Origin of the sequence: Pedobacter yulinensis (assembly GCF_003029735.1) — a bacterium.
Taxonomy (GTDB): domain Bacteria; phylum Bacteroidota; class Bacteroidia; order Sphingobacteriales; family Sphingobacteriaceae; genus Pedobacter; species Pedobacter yulinensis.
Map to the genome: position 1 here is coordinate 554,497 of NZ_KZ686269.1, position 12,459 is coordinate 566,955.

The 12,459-nt window shown below is 49.4% G+C and carries 13 protein-coding genes and 1 other RNA gene; 6 read left to right on the forward strand and 8 right to left on the reverse strand.

The window, feature by feature from the left end; genetic code table 11:
* Window positions 1–23 precede the first annotated feature (23 nt).
* From rnpB to C7T94_RS09765, 3 genes are all read right to left on the reverse strand, one after another.
* An RNA gene (rnpB, locus tag C7T94_RS09755) (RNase P RNA component class A) lies at window positions 24–414 on the reverse strand.
* 65 nt (window positions 415–479) lie between these two features.
* Window positions 480–923 (reverse strand): c-type cytochrome, encoded by a 444-nt coding sequence (locus tag C7T94_RS09760; protein WP_107215165.1) that lies wholly within the window; start codon window positions 921–923, stop codon window positions 480–482.
* Window positions 924–953: 30 nt separating this feature from the next.
* Complete coding sequence (locus C7T94_RS09765) at window positions 954–1,577, reverse strand: SCO family protein (RefSeq protein ID WP_107215166.1); 624 nt, start codon at window positions 1,575–1,577, stop codon at window positions 954–956.
* A 76-nt stretch (window positions 1,578–1,653) separates the two neighbouring features.
* Between C7T94_RS09765 and C7T94_RS09770 the strand changes: the two genes are divergently transcribed.
* From C7T94_RS09770 to C7T94_RS09785, 4 genes are all read left to right on the forward strand, one after another.
* The gene (locus C7T94_RS09770) at window positions 1,654–2,046 is read left to right on the forward strand and encodes a hypothetical protein (RefSeq protein ID WP_107215167.1); all 393 of its coding nucleotides are present in this window, start codon (window positions 1,654–1,656) and stop codon (window positions 2,044–2,046) included.
* A 238-nt stretch (window positions 2,047–2,284) separates the two neighbouring features.
* Window positions 2,285–2,707, forward strand: coding sequence for a hypothetical protein (locus C7T94_RS09775; protein WP_107215168.1), 423 nt, complete (start codon window positions 2,285–2,287; stop codon window positions 2,705–2,707).
* A complete protein-coding gene (locus C7T94_RS09780) occupies window positions 2,704–3,366 on the forward strand; it encodes an SCO family protein (RefSeq protein ID WP_107215169.1) in 663 nt (220 codons plus the stop codon). The genes C7T94_RS09775 and C7T94_RS09780 overlap by 4 nt, the downstream gene beginning before the upstream one ends.
* A 68-nt stretch (window positions 3,367–3,434) precedes the next feature.
* Window positions 3,435–4,442, forward strand: coding sequence for a LacI family DNA-binding transcriptional regulator (locus tag C7T94_RS09785; RefSeq protein ID WP_107215170.1), 1,008 nt, complete (start codon window positions 3,435–3,437; stop codon window positions 4,440–4,442).
* Between the two features lie 47 nt (window positions 4,443–4,489).
* Here C7T94_RS09785 and C7T94_RS09790 read toward each other — a convergent pair whose 3' ends face one another.
* Complete coding sequence (locus C7T94_RS09790; protein WP_107215171.1) at window positions 4,490–6,223, reverse strand: phospho-sugar mutase; 1,734 nt, start codon at window positions 6,221–6,223, stop codon at window positions 4,490–4,492.
* A 173-nt stretch (window positions 6,224–6,396) separates the two neighbouring features.
* Here C7T94_RS09790 and C7T94_RS09795 point away from each other — a divergent pair, with 173 nt between their 5' ends.
* Complete coding sequence (locus tag C7T94_RS09795) at window positions 6,397–7,710, forward strand: aspartate kinase (RefSeq protein ID WP_107215172.1); 1,314 nt, start codon at window positions 6,397–6,399, stop codon at window positions 7,708–7,710.
* Here C7T94_RS09795 and C7T94_RS19350 read toward each other — a convergent pair.
* Window positions 7,699–7,872 (reverse strand): hypothetical protein, encoded by a 174-nt coding sequence (locus C7T94_RS19350; RefSeq protein WP_162618642.1) that lies wholly within the window; start codon window positions 7,870–7,872, stop codon window positions 7,699–7,701. The two genes, C7T94_RS09795 and C7T94_RS19350, sit on opposite strands and share 12 nt — an antisense overlap.
* 6 nt (window positions 7,873–7,878) lie before the next feature.
* Here C7T94_RS19350 and lysA point away from each other — a divergent pair, with 6 nt between their 5' ends.
* Window positions 7,879–9,033, forward strand: a complete 1,155-nt coding sequence (lysA, locus tag C7T94_RS09800; protein WP_107215173.1) for a diaminopimelate decarboxylase — start codon at window positions 7,879–7,881, stop codon at window positions 9,031–9,033.
* A 57-nt stretch (window positions 9,034–9,090) separates the two neighbouring features.
* Here lysA and C7T94_RS09805 read toward each other — a convergent pair whose 3' ends face one another.
* The 3 genes from C7T94_RS09805 to C7T94_RS09815 all read right to left on the reverse strand — a co-directional run bounded on the left by C7T94_RS09805 (window position 9,091) and on the right by C7T94_RS09815 (window position 12,452).
* On the reverse strand, window positions 9,091–9,309 hold the full coding sequence (locus C7T94_RS09805) for a hypothetical protein (protein ID WP_107215174.1): 219 nt from the start codon (window positions 9,307–9,309) through the stop codon (window positions 9,091–9,093).
* 66 nt (window positions 9,310–9,375) lie between these two features.
* Window positions 9,376–9,756, reverse strand: a complete 381-nt coding sequence (locus C7T94_RS09810) for an SRPBCC domain-containing protein (RefSeq protein ID WP_107215175.1) — start codon at window positions 9,754–9,756, stop codon at window positions 9,376–9,378.
* Complete coding sequence (locus tag C7T94_RS09815; protein WP_107215176.1) at window positions 9,753–12,452, reverse strand: DUF3857 domain-containing protein; 2,700 nt, start codon at window positions 12,450–12,452, stop codon at window positions 9,753–9,755. Before C7T94_RS09815 ends, C7T94_RS09810 begins: the two co-directional genes overlap by 4 nt.
* Window positions 12,453–12,459: the final 7 nt, after the last annotated feature.

Genomic DNA, 12,459 nt, shown 5'->3' on the forward strand with positions numbered 1-12,459 from the left:
GTTTTAAAAAACTTCTATTAATAAAAAAATGCAGGTCTGTAAGCCGGGTTCTGTTCCCGGTTTCCCGGGCTTCTATCATTAATCTGGAACAAACGTTGCCGTTTGTTTCTAACGACCTACCCATCCCGGCTAATCCTGCCTGAGCAGGATCGAGTACGAGCAGCACCATGACCGGGACCTATTTGGTCTTTCAACTCCCGGGGTTTACCAAATTTCCGGTCGCCCGGAAAGATCGTGAGCTCTTACCTCACGTTTTCACCCTTATCCCGGCAAGCCGGGACGGTATATTTTCTGTGGCACTTTCCGTCGCCCAGGTCTTCAATCCCCGGCGCCTTCCCGTTAGGAAGCGGGATGCTCTGCGTTGCCCGGACTTTCCTCCCCGGCATAAACCGGAGCGATAGAACGACCTGCATTTTTTTGCAAATATAGTTATTTCTGCTTGCCGCGGTTACGGCCGCGGCTGAAGCCTGCAAAACCCGCTATAACTGCGCTGATGAGGGACAGTTTTTCAGGTCTTCGGTAACGCGGTTATAGGGATAGTGACCCTGGCTGTTGCCGAAACTGTTCGTGATGTAAACGATGAGCTGCGCTACCTCCATATCGGTCAGTTCGGTAAAGGCAGGCATCTTTTCATTGTAGACTTTGCCATGTACCTGGATCTCTCCCTCCAGGCCGTTTTTAATGATGCAGCTTAACTGCTTTTTCTTTTTTTTGAGGGACAGCGAATCGGTCAGAGGTGGGGCAAGTTCACCCAGGCCTTCGCCCTGCTCACCATGGCAGTTGCGGCATTTGACCTCGTAAAGCGAGCGCCCGTTCGACAGATAATTGCGCATATCCAGTTCTTCCTGGCTCTGGCAGGATAAGAACATGCCCAGGATGGTTGCCACGGTGATGATGCATAAGGTCAGGTTTCTAAGGCGCATGCGGTGGTCTGAACGAGCGTTAAGTTCCTGTTATTTTTTGTATTCGGCCAGCAGGGTGGCGATATCTTTTTTCAGTTTGCCCGTCTGCTCAGGCAAGGTGCCGTCGTAAGCGCCGCGAATGCGTTTGTCAGGGTCAATCAGAACAAGCCAGCCCTGGTGAACAAAACCGTCGCGCGCGGTACTGTCTTCCTGAACGGCCACGAGGTAATCTTTTTCGGCAATGCTATACACGTCTTTTTTTGGACCCCATACGAACTGCCACTGCTTTTCATCCACGCCAAGCTTTTGTGCATACTTTTTCAACCTGGATGGCTTGTCGTATTTTTCGTCGATCGTGTGCGAAAGGAACAGTACGTCCGGGTTCCCCTTGTATGCATCGTAAAGGGTTTTCATATTCCGGTGCATGACCGGGCAGATGGAAGAGCAGGATGTAAAGAAGAAGTCAGCCACATACACCTTGCCCTTAAATGCATCCTGAGTAAGCGGTACACTGTCCTGGTTCAGGAAACTGAACGGGGGAATGGTCTTGTAAACCGTATCAGTCTGGCCGGGTGCCACATCGCGCGGGCCGTAAATGGGTAATTTTCCGGGCTGCCGGCAGGCTGCGCAGGCAAACAGGACCATCATGGCAAAAAACAGATTGCTGAATCTCATCGTGATCTTTAAACAAGGCAAAAGTAAAATATTTTTACCCATATAATTCGCGTTCGGCTATCTTTGCGGTCACGTCATGGTCAGAAAACTCATAGCCATATCGCTTTTGATTGCTGTGCTCGCCGCACAATTCTCCATGTCGTTCATTTTTGCAGGTTTTGAACTGAACCAGGAGTACATCGCAAAGGCATTGTGCGTAAACCGGAGCCGGCCGCAGTTAAATTGCAAGGGCAAGTGTTACCTGACCAATAAACTGAAGCAGGCGCAGGAAAAAGAACAGAAACAGGAAAAGCAGGCACAGAAAAACCTGCTTCAGGAAGGTTTTGCCAACCGGGTTTTCAGCTTCCGCTGCCTTACCGTTCAACTTGCGCTTTTTACATTTCCGCAGACAAGCGGATCGCCCGTATCCAGGGCCGGTCTGATCTTTCACCCCCCCAAACCCTTTCTCTATACTGCTCCGGTTTGCTGATGAACAGCCGGTTACACGATGCCCGTGTGGCCCGGTCAGCGTATGGTGGGATGTTGCAGGCTTGCTGTACGTCTGCATAAAACGGCTGTCCGGCCTGTCGAGGCGTGCAGCGTAAACACAGGAATATGGAATCCATCAGTATGGCCGGCCTGCAAAGTGAATCCTGGGCAGAACATTCCTGTCACGCAGTTGCACACATCATTAATTTTTATTTTGATACACCAATCAGATCACCAACATGAAAACCATAAAAATATTTGTCCTTATCCTGGTCGCCTTTGCGGCGTGCCAATCAGCGCCAGATTACAAAGACGTACGGAATGACGTAACGGCATTTCACGACTCACTCATGCTGCGCCATGAGCATTTAATTACGAACCAGATGAAGCTTGATACCTTGTTGAGACAGCAGCCGGCCGGCAGCCCCGCAGACAGTGCTGCAAGAAACATGGCCATCAGGCAGACCCTTGCCGGCCTGCAGCAGGCCGAAAAAGATATGGATGATTGGATGCATGCCTTCGAGCCGGATGCGACCGGCAAAAGCAACGAAGAGGCCGTCCGGTATTTTCAAAAAGAAAAGATCAAGGTTGCCGCTATAGACAAGCGTTATAAGCGCGAGCTTGCCGCTTCAGATTCACTTTTAAAAGTATTGAAGAAATGAAGCAGCTGAAATTCTACCGTTTTACGGGTTGGCTCTTGCTGGCCTTGTTTCTGAGCGTGCAGGGCTGCAGGCCAAAAAGCGAGCGGCTGCCATTCCTGAGCACCGAGCTTGTAGATAAAATGGAAAATGGCAAACTTATACAGGATACCGTACCAAAAGTGATCCCGCCGTTCTCGCTTCGCAACCAGGACAGCCTTGTTCTGGACAACAGTACATTTGCCGGCAAAATATATGTAGCCGACTTCTTTTTTACGACTTGTCCCACCATCTGCCCGGTCATGCACCGCAACCTGCTTTCGGTTTATCAGCAATTTGCAGACGAGCCGCGTGTCATGTTTCTTTCACATACCATAGACGTCAAGTACGACACACCCTCGCGCCTAAAGGCGTATGCGGGTAAATTGGGTATTGATACCCGTCGGTGGCAATTTGCCTGGGGAACCAGGGATTCTATTTACAATTTGGCGCAGAAACATTATCTGGTCAGCGTAGGCGAGGAGAGAGCTGCTCCCGGTGGATTCGTACACCAGGGCTACCTGGTGCTCGTTGACGGCAAAGGACGCATCAGGGGAGCTTACGATGGCACCGTTGAGGCAGAGGCCAAAAAGCTTTCCGCCGGTATCAGGTCCCTTTTAGCAGAAGAGGAAGATTCAAAGTAAAAGCATTGTTATTAAGTTTGAGTGCTTTTTTGTTAACTTGCCCGCACCAAAAGAAAACTAACCAAAGAATGAAGCCCCTCTCTATAAAAGACATCGCTAAAAAGGCCAGTGTTTCCATCACTACTGTATCATTCATTCTCAACGGCAAAGCGCGGGAAAAACGCATCAGTGAGGAAGTGATCAAAAAGGTCGAAGATATCATCAAAGAGATTGGCTACAAACCCAACCAGATAGCCCGCAGCCTGCGTACCGGAAACACCAAAACAATCGGCCTGCTCGTAGAAGACATCTCCAATCCGTTTTTTGCGTCAATTGCCAGGCTGATCGAAGACAAGGCGTACAAGAAAGGGTATAAGATCAGTTATTCGAGCACTGAAAACGATATGGAAAAGGCGAACAGCCTGATCAATATGTTCCGCACCCGTAAGGTAGATGCCTATATTATTGCGCCGGTGGCCGGTATCGAACCGGTAATCCGGGAACTGATCGATGACCGCAAGCCGGTGGTCTTTTTTGACCGTACGCTTGCAGGCGTGTCTACAGGTTCAGTGGTAGTAGATAATTTCAGCGGTGCCTATGAAGCCACCAAACACCACATCCTGGAGGGGAGAAAGAACATCGCGCTCGTGACCGTCGACATGGATGTGGAGCAGATCAATGAACGTTTCGAAGGTTATAAAAAAGCTCTGAAAGACGCGAAGATAGATTTCAGGTCGGAACTTGTCACTAAAATTGACTTTTCCCTGAGCCGGGAATCAACCGTACGTGAGTTGGTAACTATGTTCGAGGCAAGGCCGGAAATGGATGCGGTGCTTTTTGCCACCAATTACCTAGCAGTTAGCGGCTTAATGGCAATCAAAGAGTTGGGTAAGGAGATTGGCAAGCAGTTCGCGGTTATTGCTTACGATGACCATGATATTTTCAGGCTGCATACGCCGCAAATCTCGGTGGTAGATCAGCCCATCGAGCAGATCGCAGACAATGTGATCGACCTGATTCTAAACAAACTCAGTTCGGGCGACAAACTCAAGGAAATTGACAAGGTTAAACTGATGCCCAAGCTGATTATTCGTTAAACCTGGTGAACGCAAAAAAAGACCGGCCAATTGGCCGGTCTTTTCTGTTAAACACCCAGGTCTTTCATGACCGAGTCTATTTTTTCGCTGAGCTGCCGGTCTGTTGCGGCAAATGCCGTACTGTCTGGAAGCGACGTATTTACGCTGCAGTAAAACTTGATTTTAGGTTCGGTACCAGAGGGCCGGGCAGAAACGATGCTTCCGTCCTCAGTGATGAACTGCAGTACATCAGACTTGGGTAGCTCGAGCTGCCTGGTTGTCTTGGTCTGCAGATCAGTTTCAATACCCTGTTCATAGTCTTTCAGTGTCAACACCGCTGAGCCGCCAAGCGTGGCCGGAGGGTTGTTTCTGAATTTTTCCATCAGTGCCTTGATTTCTTCGGCACCAGACTTGCCTTTTTTCGTTATCGATACAAGCTCTTCTTTGTAAAAACCATACTCCTCATACATACCGATCAGGGCCTCGAACAGGCTGCTGCCTTTGTCCTTGTAAAAGGCTGTCATTTCTGCTATAAAGGCAGCAGAAACAACGGCATCCTTGTCGCGCACCAGGTCGCCCACCAGGTAACCATAGCTTTCCTCGCCGCCGCCGATAAAGTAAGCTTTGCCTTCCAGTTCGGTCATTAGCTGGCCAATGTATTTAAAGCCGGTAAGGGTGTTGTAGTATTTTACCTGTTTTTTCGAAGCGATTGCTTCAATCAGGTTGGAAGTTACGATGGTTTTGACAATATATTGGTTACCATCCAGTTTACCTTTTTCTTCCCAGGCGCTAAGCAGGTAATTGATCAGCAGGCTGCCGGTCTGATTGCCGTTCAGCAGCACAAACTCACCTTCCAGATTTTTTACGGCAATACCCACGCGGTCAGCATCGGGGTCGGTGGCCAGAACGAGGTCAGCATCTATTTCTGCAGCTTTACGCAGCGCCAGGGTCATCGCCTCCTTTTCTTCCGGGTTCGGGTAAACCACAGTCGGGAAGTTGCCATCTGGCTGACTTTGCTCTTCAACCACATGAACATTGGTAAATCCAAACCGGGACAATGCCTTGGGGACCAAAGTGATACCCGTACCGTGAATCGGCGAATAAACGATCTTGAGTTCTTTTTGCCGGCCAATGGCCTCGGGCGATACCGAAAGGGCGGTAATTGCATCCAGATAGCGGTTGTCGATATCTTCCAGGATGAACTGGATGTTCTCATCTACCCGCTCAAAACGAACCTCATCAATGCTGCCGATCTTGTTCACCTCGGCAATGACCAGCTTGTCATCTGGCGATGTGAACTGCCCACCGTCCGGGCCGTAGGCTTTGTAACCGTTGTATTCTTTAGGATTGTGTGATGCGGTAAGCATGACGCCGCTTTTGCAGCCCAATTGCCTGATGGCGAAAGAAAGTTCGGGAGTAGGGCGAAGTTCGCTGAAAAAATAGACGAAAATGCCGTTAGCCGAGAAAACGTCGGCTGTGATTTTTGCAAAGTAATCAGAATTGTTGCGGCTGTCGTGAGCAATGGCCACGCTGATGCGCTGGCCCGGATATTTCGACAACAGATAATTGCACAGGCCCTGGGTAGCCGTGCCGATCGTGTATTTGTTTATGCGGTTGGAACCAGGCCCCATAATGCCCCTGAGCCCCCCGGTCCCGAATTCCAGGCTTTTGTAAAAAGAGTCGGTGAGTTCGGTCTCTGCGTTCGCATCGATTAACCCGCGAATCTGCTGTTTTGTTTCTTCATCATAATTTCCCTGCAGCCACTGATCGATCCCCTCTTGTACATTTTGTTCTAAAGCCATATGGTTTGTTCTAAATTAAAGTCTATTGTAAACAGGGAAAACATTATCATGTTTTGGTGGGGTAAAAATCTATTTGCCAGTATAATATTTTGCCGAACAGGCAGAAATTACGGGGCTTTTCCCTATTTTCACGCCCCGATACAATATTAGTAAAATTAGCTATTCAAAGAAAAATGAAAGTATTAAAATTTGGGGGTACCTCTGTTGGTAGTCCTGAGCGCATGCGGCGATTGCTGGACATCATCAACCCCAACGAAGAACAGATCGTGGTGCTTTCGGCGGTTGCCGGAACCACGAACAGCCTGGTAGAAATTGCGAATCATTTTTTAGCTGGAGACAAGAAGAAGGGTAGCGAATGTGTTGATAACCTGTATCAAAAATATAAAGACTTTGTAGCCGACCTGCTTCCAGAAGCTTTTTTTCAGGAACAGGGGATGGAAGTGATAGACCATCATTTTGGCTTGTTGAAAGGTTTTGCCAGTGACCTTTTTACGTCCATCGAGGAGAAAGTTGTCTTGGCGCAGGGCGAGTTGCTTTCAACCAGCCTGTATCATATTTATCTGAAGTCGATCAAAGTGCCTTCGGTATTGCTGCCTGCGCTCGACTTTATGAAAACAGATGAAGACAATGAACCGGACATTCCGTTTTCATCAAAACACCTGAAGCCGCTTATTGATGCACGTCCTGACAACAAACTGTTCATTACACAGGGTTATATTTGCCGCAACAGCTTTGGCGAGGTTGATAACCTGCGCCGGGGTGGCAGCGATTATACCGCTTCATTGATCGGGGCGGCCATCATGGCAGAAGAGGTTCAGATCTGGACCGATATTGACGGCATGCACAACAATGATCCGCGAATTGTGAAAGGAACGCGGCCCATTGCGCAACTTTCGTTTGATGAAGCTGCCGAGCTTGCTTATTTCGGCGCCAAGATCCTGCACCCCCAGTCGGTGTTCCCCGCTCAGAAATACAAGATTCCCGTTCGCCTGCTCAACACCATGGAACCCCAGGCGGCCGGTACGCTGATTACCCACGACAGTGAAAAAGGGAAAATCAAGTCCATTGCGGCCAAGGACGGAATTACCGCGATTCGCATCCAGTCCAGCCGGATGCTGCTGGCGTACGGTTTCCTGAGGCGGGTGTTCGAAGTCTTTGAACGGTACAAAACGCCGATCGATATGATCACCACCTCAGAAGTGGCAGTTTCGCTGACTATCGACGAAACAACACAACTGCCGAGCATAACCAAAGAGCTGCAGGATTTCGGAACTGTTGAAATAGACGAACAGCACACGATCGTTTGCGTCGTTGGCGATTTCGGAGCAGATAAACACGGCTTTGTTGCCCGGGTATTCGAGGCGATCAAACATATCCCGATCAGGATGATTTCTTACGGAGGCAGCAATTACAACGTTTCACTGCTCATTCGTACGGCAGACAAAACAGAAGCACTGCGCAGCCTTCACAACAGGTTATTTGAATAAAAGCCTGCAAACCACGATCAGTACCAGGCCAAGAAAGATAAATACCCTGATCTTCCGGTCAAACTCTTTTCGTGTAATGCGTTTTTGTCTGTAATCCAGGTAATTACCCAGGTAAAGCAGCGCCATAGATACAACAAGAAATACTACAATAAACCGAAACATCAGGATATGTTTACAGGCAAAGATATCGAGCGGTTCGCAAACATCGAAACGCCATTCTATTATTATGATCTCACATTGCTGCAGCAAACCTTAAGCGCTTGTGCCTCAGCTGCGGCAATGTATAATTACCATGTGCATTATGCACTCAAGGCAAATTTTAATCCGGTGGTATTGAATGCCATTAAAGAAAAAGGCTTCGGCGCAGATTGCGTCAGCATTGGCGAGGTGCAGCGGGCAGTCGAGCTGGGCTTTAGGGCCGGTAAAATCGTATTTGCCGGCGTTGGCAAATCTGACCGTGAAATTAACCAGGCACTCGATGCCGATATTTTCTGCTTCAATGTAGAATCGGTCCAGGAACTGGGCATCATCAATGACCTGGCAGCCAGCCGGGGCAAGAAGGCGCGGGTGGCCATCCGGATTAATCCAAACGTGGATGCGCATACGCACCACAATATCACCACCGGACTGGACGAAAATAAATTTGGTGTAAACTCATGGGATTTGCCCGCCTGTGTACAGGCGCTGAAAGACGCTGAAAATCTCGAATTTGTGGGCATTCACTTTCACATCGGGTCGCAGATTACCAGCCTGGAAGTGTTCAGGAACCTCTGTACGCGGGTAAATGAATTTGCAGCCTGGTTTGAAGACAAAGGCTTTGTCGTGCGGGTGCTGAATGTGGGCGGCGGTCTCGGAATTGACTACCACAATCCAGATGCGCAGATCCCTGATTTCAGTTCTTATTTCCAGGTATTTAACGAGTTTTTGGAAGTAAAATCATACCAGGAAGTTCATTTTGAATTGGGCAGGGCATTGGTGGGGCAATGTGCCTCGCTGCTTAGCCGTGTCCTGTACGTGAAGAACGGAAAGAAAAAGAACTTTGTAGTCCTTGATGCCGGCATGACCGAACTCATGCGGCCGGCCCTTTATCAGGCTTATCATCAGATCGAGAACCTGAGCAAGGCCGGTAAGGCAGCAGCCCTGCGGTATGATGTGGTTGGTCCGATCTGCGAAAGCACCGACTGTTTTGCAAAAGAACTGGAGTTACCCGAAACCGCACGCGGCGATCTTTTCGCCATCAGAAGCGCCGGTGCCTATGGCGAAGTGCTGGCCTCGGGATACAACCTGCGTGAACGTGCACCCGCCTTGTATTCAGAATCGTAGTTTTCGATAGCCATACAGCGCCCCGGCCGCGAATACGCTGCCGGGGCGCTTTGTACGCTATGCCCGGCCTTTCCTTGCCAGTGCGAAAACCGCAATGCCGGCTACCAGGATAATGCCCCCTGCATACGGTGGCCAGTTAACCGTTTTCTCCCTGTCTGCCGAGATCTGCAGCGGACCAGCATCGACAATCTTTTCTTTTTTTGTGTATGTAAATCCGGTCCAGACCAGCATCAGTGCGCCGGCTATGATCATAATTAAGCCAATGGTTCTTGCCATATGTTTCGCCAGATTAAGCCCCGGACCATTCCGGGACAATTACAACGAACCAATGCACTTTTTTGTTTACTCGTCAAAGAAATCGATCAGGCCCGCAAAATAATGGTCCCTAAGACCACCCGTAAACTCGTCAAAGTCGGCATCAGGTATGTTGGTCTGAAACCACTCCATTGAGGTTCCTTTTTTATCAGGATGCAGTTTGATGGTGACGACAGAAGGTTCGTTTTCCTCTCCGAAATACCATTCCTGGACAATTTTTTTATAGGGTTCGAAGGTGATGTTTTTACCAACAATATCTCCGTCCCAGAGCGAAAAATCGGTTCCCGGTATTTCCTGAAATACAACTTCGGCACCAGTCCATAACTTGATGCTCAGGTCTTTGGTTAACGCAAGATAAACTTCTTCAGGAGGTACGGGTAAATACGTATATTTCTTATAGTCTTTCATACTTCTTCATGTTCATGTTTTTGCTCTGCGGGCTCAGGCGGTTGGGTGGGCAGCAGGGGTCGGTCCATTTGTCTTCTGAGTAACGCCATTCGCCACCCGTAAGTGTCAAACGGGAAAACAAAGGTTTCCTTGACCCGGTACGAATTGATATAATACAATACCCACAAGATAGTGACCACGACCTGTACCATCAGCACCGCCTCATTTGGACTTTGCGTATGGGCCAGCGCGTGTTCTCCCACAAGCGAATCTGCCAATAAATTGTCGGCAATATAGAGCACGCCAGTGGTGCAAAGGTAGGTAATAATGCTTCGTGGAAAAATATCCCGCCGGTTAAAGAAGGCAAAAGCGAGGTAAATGCCTGCAATGAACATTATCAGGTTGAACACAAGCTCGCCGGCGGTCAGCATCACCAGTCCCTTGTTAGAGGCCAATTCCGGCCATCTTTCAGCGTCGAAATAACCGGTACGCCAGATCTGCGCCGCAATTTTTATCGGGTTAACCACGATGCCAAGCCCGGCCAGGAGCAGCCAGCCGCGAATAGGCCTGGCCGATTCGATCTTTTCAATGTTAAAACCGCCCGGTCGCCTGTAGATCCAGAGCAGCAGGGCAGCGAAAGCCATGGTACAGACCAGCGCAGCGATAAAAATCACGTTGGTGTAAGACGGGGTAGAAAGCGTATCTGCCGACTCGTCGTGCCAGCCATAAAAACTCGCCAGACGTTTGCTGCCGTCCCAGGTGATATAGAAATTTGACAGGTCTGTTATCTTTTTATAGTCTGCCTTGTAACCCGCAAAATTCGAACGCTGAAGGGCATCTTTAGTCGTTTGAAAGCGGTACCGGACGGTGAAAAAATCATTTTCGCCCTTCACGCTTACTGAGAAACGATAACCATTACCGGCAATGCTGTCGGCTGCCTGAATGGTGGGCCAGCTCATGGGAAGGTACAATTCAATGTTCTGTTCATGGTTACTGATACCAGCGAACGCCAGCGGCGATTTCCTTTTCAGATTTTTTATCTCGGGCAGGCGGCCACTGGTCAGGTCGCTGTAGATGTACGCATGAGGAATGATCTTTCCTGGTTCGCGTTTCGCCCAGAAATCTTTGATGTCATACAGCTCGACTGTAGTAATTTTGTTGTCGTTTGCCGTATCATCAACTTCCAGGGGCAGCCTGATCTGGACTCCGGGATAATATTCCCGGTAATATTTTTCATAGTTTTCCTGAATTTTAGCGCGGTTACTTTCCGCGAGTTCTGCACGGAAACGGTCGGCATCTGCACCGGTATACATGGTCACCACGCGGAGCGTTGCGGGATCAGCATTTGTGGTATCGTTCAGGTTGAAAGTGAGTGTTGATACTGTTTTGCCTTTATTTACCGCGTTGACCCGTTCCAGCCGGTTGTTGCCCGGGCGGATCACCAATACATTTGCGGTATAAGGGAACTGCGTATCACTGAATGCACCCCTTTGCTGGGATATGGTCGGATCGATCCAGATCTTCCTGCCCTGGTGGTTTACCACAACAACTACATGGTCGAAGACACCCGGCGAAGGCAGGCAGCTGCGGGTTTCGAGCAGTTTACTGGTACTGATATAAGCCGGATAGGCTTCTACGCCAACTCCTTTGAGGAGCTGAACAAGCAGGAGTGATTTGTCTTTGCAGTCGCCATACCGTTGCAGCAGCACCTTTTCAGGCCGGTTTGGCCGGTGGCTGAATTCGCCCATTTCCATGCCCATATAGCGTACCTCGTCCTGTACAAAGCGCGTGGCCAATTGAAGGTAGCGGTTGCGGTCGCCAGCCGCGGTCTCTTTCAATTCTTCTATCTTGCGTTTGAGGGCGGGGGTATGTACGGCATCGGGGCCGTTCAAAGCAAGGGCCCAGTTAACAACATCGGCCCAGCTGCGGTAGTCTGAAAGCTGAACCCGTGCGTACGGATTGAACCAGGATGGTTCGTTGTCTTCGGTCTGGTGTGTGCGGGTCATGCTGGTCTGCCAGCTGTACCTGTTCAGTGTGCCCAGTTGTTCTTTGTGCAGCGCCGGCGTTGCATGAAACGACCTGATATTGATCTTGCGCCTGCTGTCTGCAAGCAAGGAGTAGTAAATGTTTGCAATAACAGATTCCCCTTCAAAATACATCCACTCATCAACATGCCCCGCAAAAACCGGATTGTCGCCAACAATTGAAAAGCTGTAGTCAATCAGGTCCCCTTTGCGCACGTCTTCCAGGATACGTATGGCCGTATGCTCGCCCTTGTAAATGAAACGGCTCAGTTCCTGTTCGTCCTGTATCACCCGGAAAGCCGAGGCCTTTAGCTGGTCTATTTCCCGGTTGCCACGCCTGATGACCAGTTTATGAAATACCAAACGCTGGTAACCCGGATCGAATGAAATGCGGAGCTGTGAGCCGTTCTGTACACCGGCTTCTGAACTGATTTCCCTTACACACCGTGTATAATGCGCCTTTAGTTCGGCATGATCCTGTTTTTCATAGATGCTATAATACCAGCCGTCTTCTATCTGCCCGGCAGCGGGTTTTGCCGCCAGATGGCGAATGCTGGTTACCCAACCGGGCGCTGCGCGTTCAATGTAAACTTGTTTCTGCGCATTAACGCTTCCTGCTAAAATGTAAAGGAACAACAGAAACAAAGATGATTTCAGGAACAGCCTTGCGGTTCCAAATGAGAGCGTTTTCAAAAGAATT

What these genes read in the sequence shown, in the direction of transcription:
- C7T94_RS09760 (WP_107215165.1), bottom strand. Translation starts at nt 923, where the DNA reads ATGCGCCTTAGAAACCTGACCTTATGCATCATCACCGTGGCAACCATC.
- C7T94_RS09765 (WP_107215166.1), bottom strand. Translation starts at nt 1,577, where the DNA reads ATGAGATTCAGCAATCTGTTTTTTGCCATGATGGTCCTGTTTGCCTGC.
- C7T94_RS09770 (WP_107215167.1), top strand. Translation starts at nt 1,654, where the DNA reads ATGGTCAGAAAACTCATAGCCATATCGCTTTTGATTGCTGTGCTCGCC.
- C7T94_RS09775 (WP_107215168.1), top strand. Translation starts at nt 2,285, where the DNA reads ATGAAAACCATAAAAATATTTGTCCTTATCCTGGTCGCCTTTGCGGCG.
- C7T94_RS09780 (WP_107215169.1), top strand. Translation starts at nt 2,704, where the DNA reads ATGAAGCAGCTGAAATTCTACCGTTTTACGGGTTGGCTCTTGCTGGCC.
- C7T94_RS09785 (WP_107215170.1), top strand. Translation starts at nt 3,435, where the DNA reads ATGAAGCCCCTCTCTATAAAAGACATCGCTAAAAAGGCCAGTGTTTCC.
- C7T94_RS09790 (WP_107215171.1), bottom strand. Translation starts at nt 6,223, where the DNA reads ATGGCTTTAGAACAAAATGTACAAGAGGGGATCGATCAGTGGCTGCAG.
- C7T94_RS09795 (WP_107215172.1), top strand. Translation starts at nt 6,397, where the DNA reads ATGAAAGTATTAAAATTTGGGGGTACCTCTGTTGGTAGTCCTGAGCGC.
- C7T94_RS19350 (WP_162618642.1), bottom strand. Translation starts at nt 7,872, where the DNA reads ATGTTTCGGTTTATTGTAGTATTTCTTGTTGTATCTATGGCGCTGCTT.
- lysA (WP_107215173.1), top strand. Translation starts at nt 7,879, where the DNA reads ATGTTTACAGGCAAAGATATCGAGCGGTTCGCAAACATCGAAACGCCA.
- C7T94_RS09805 (WP_107215174.1), bottom strand. Translation starts at nt 9,309, where the DNA reads ATGGCAAGAACCATTGGCTTAATTATGATCATAGCCGGCGCACTGATG.
- C7T94_RS09810 (WP_107215175.1), bottom strand. Translation starts at nt 9,756, where the DNA reads ATGAAAGACTATAAGAAATATACGTATTTACCCGTACCTCCTGAAGAA.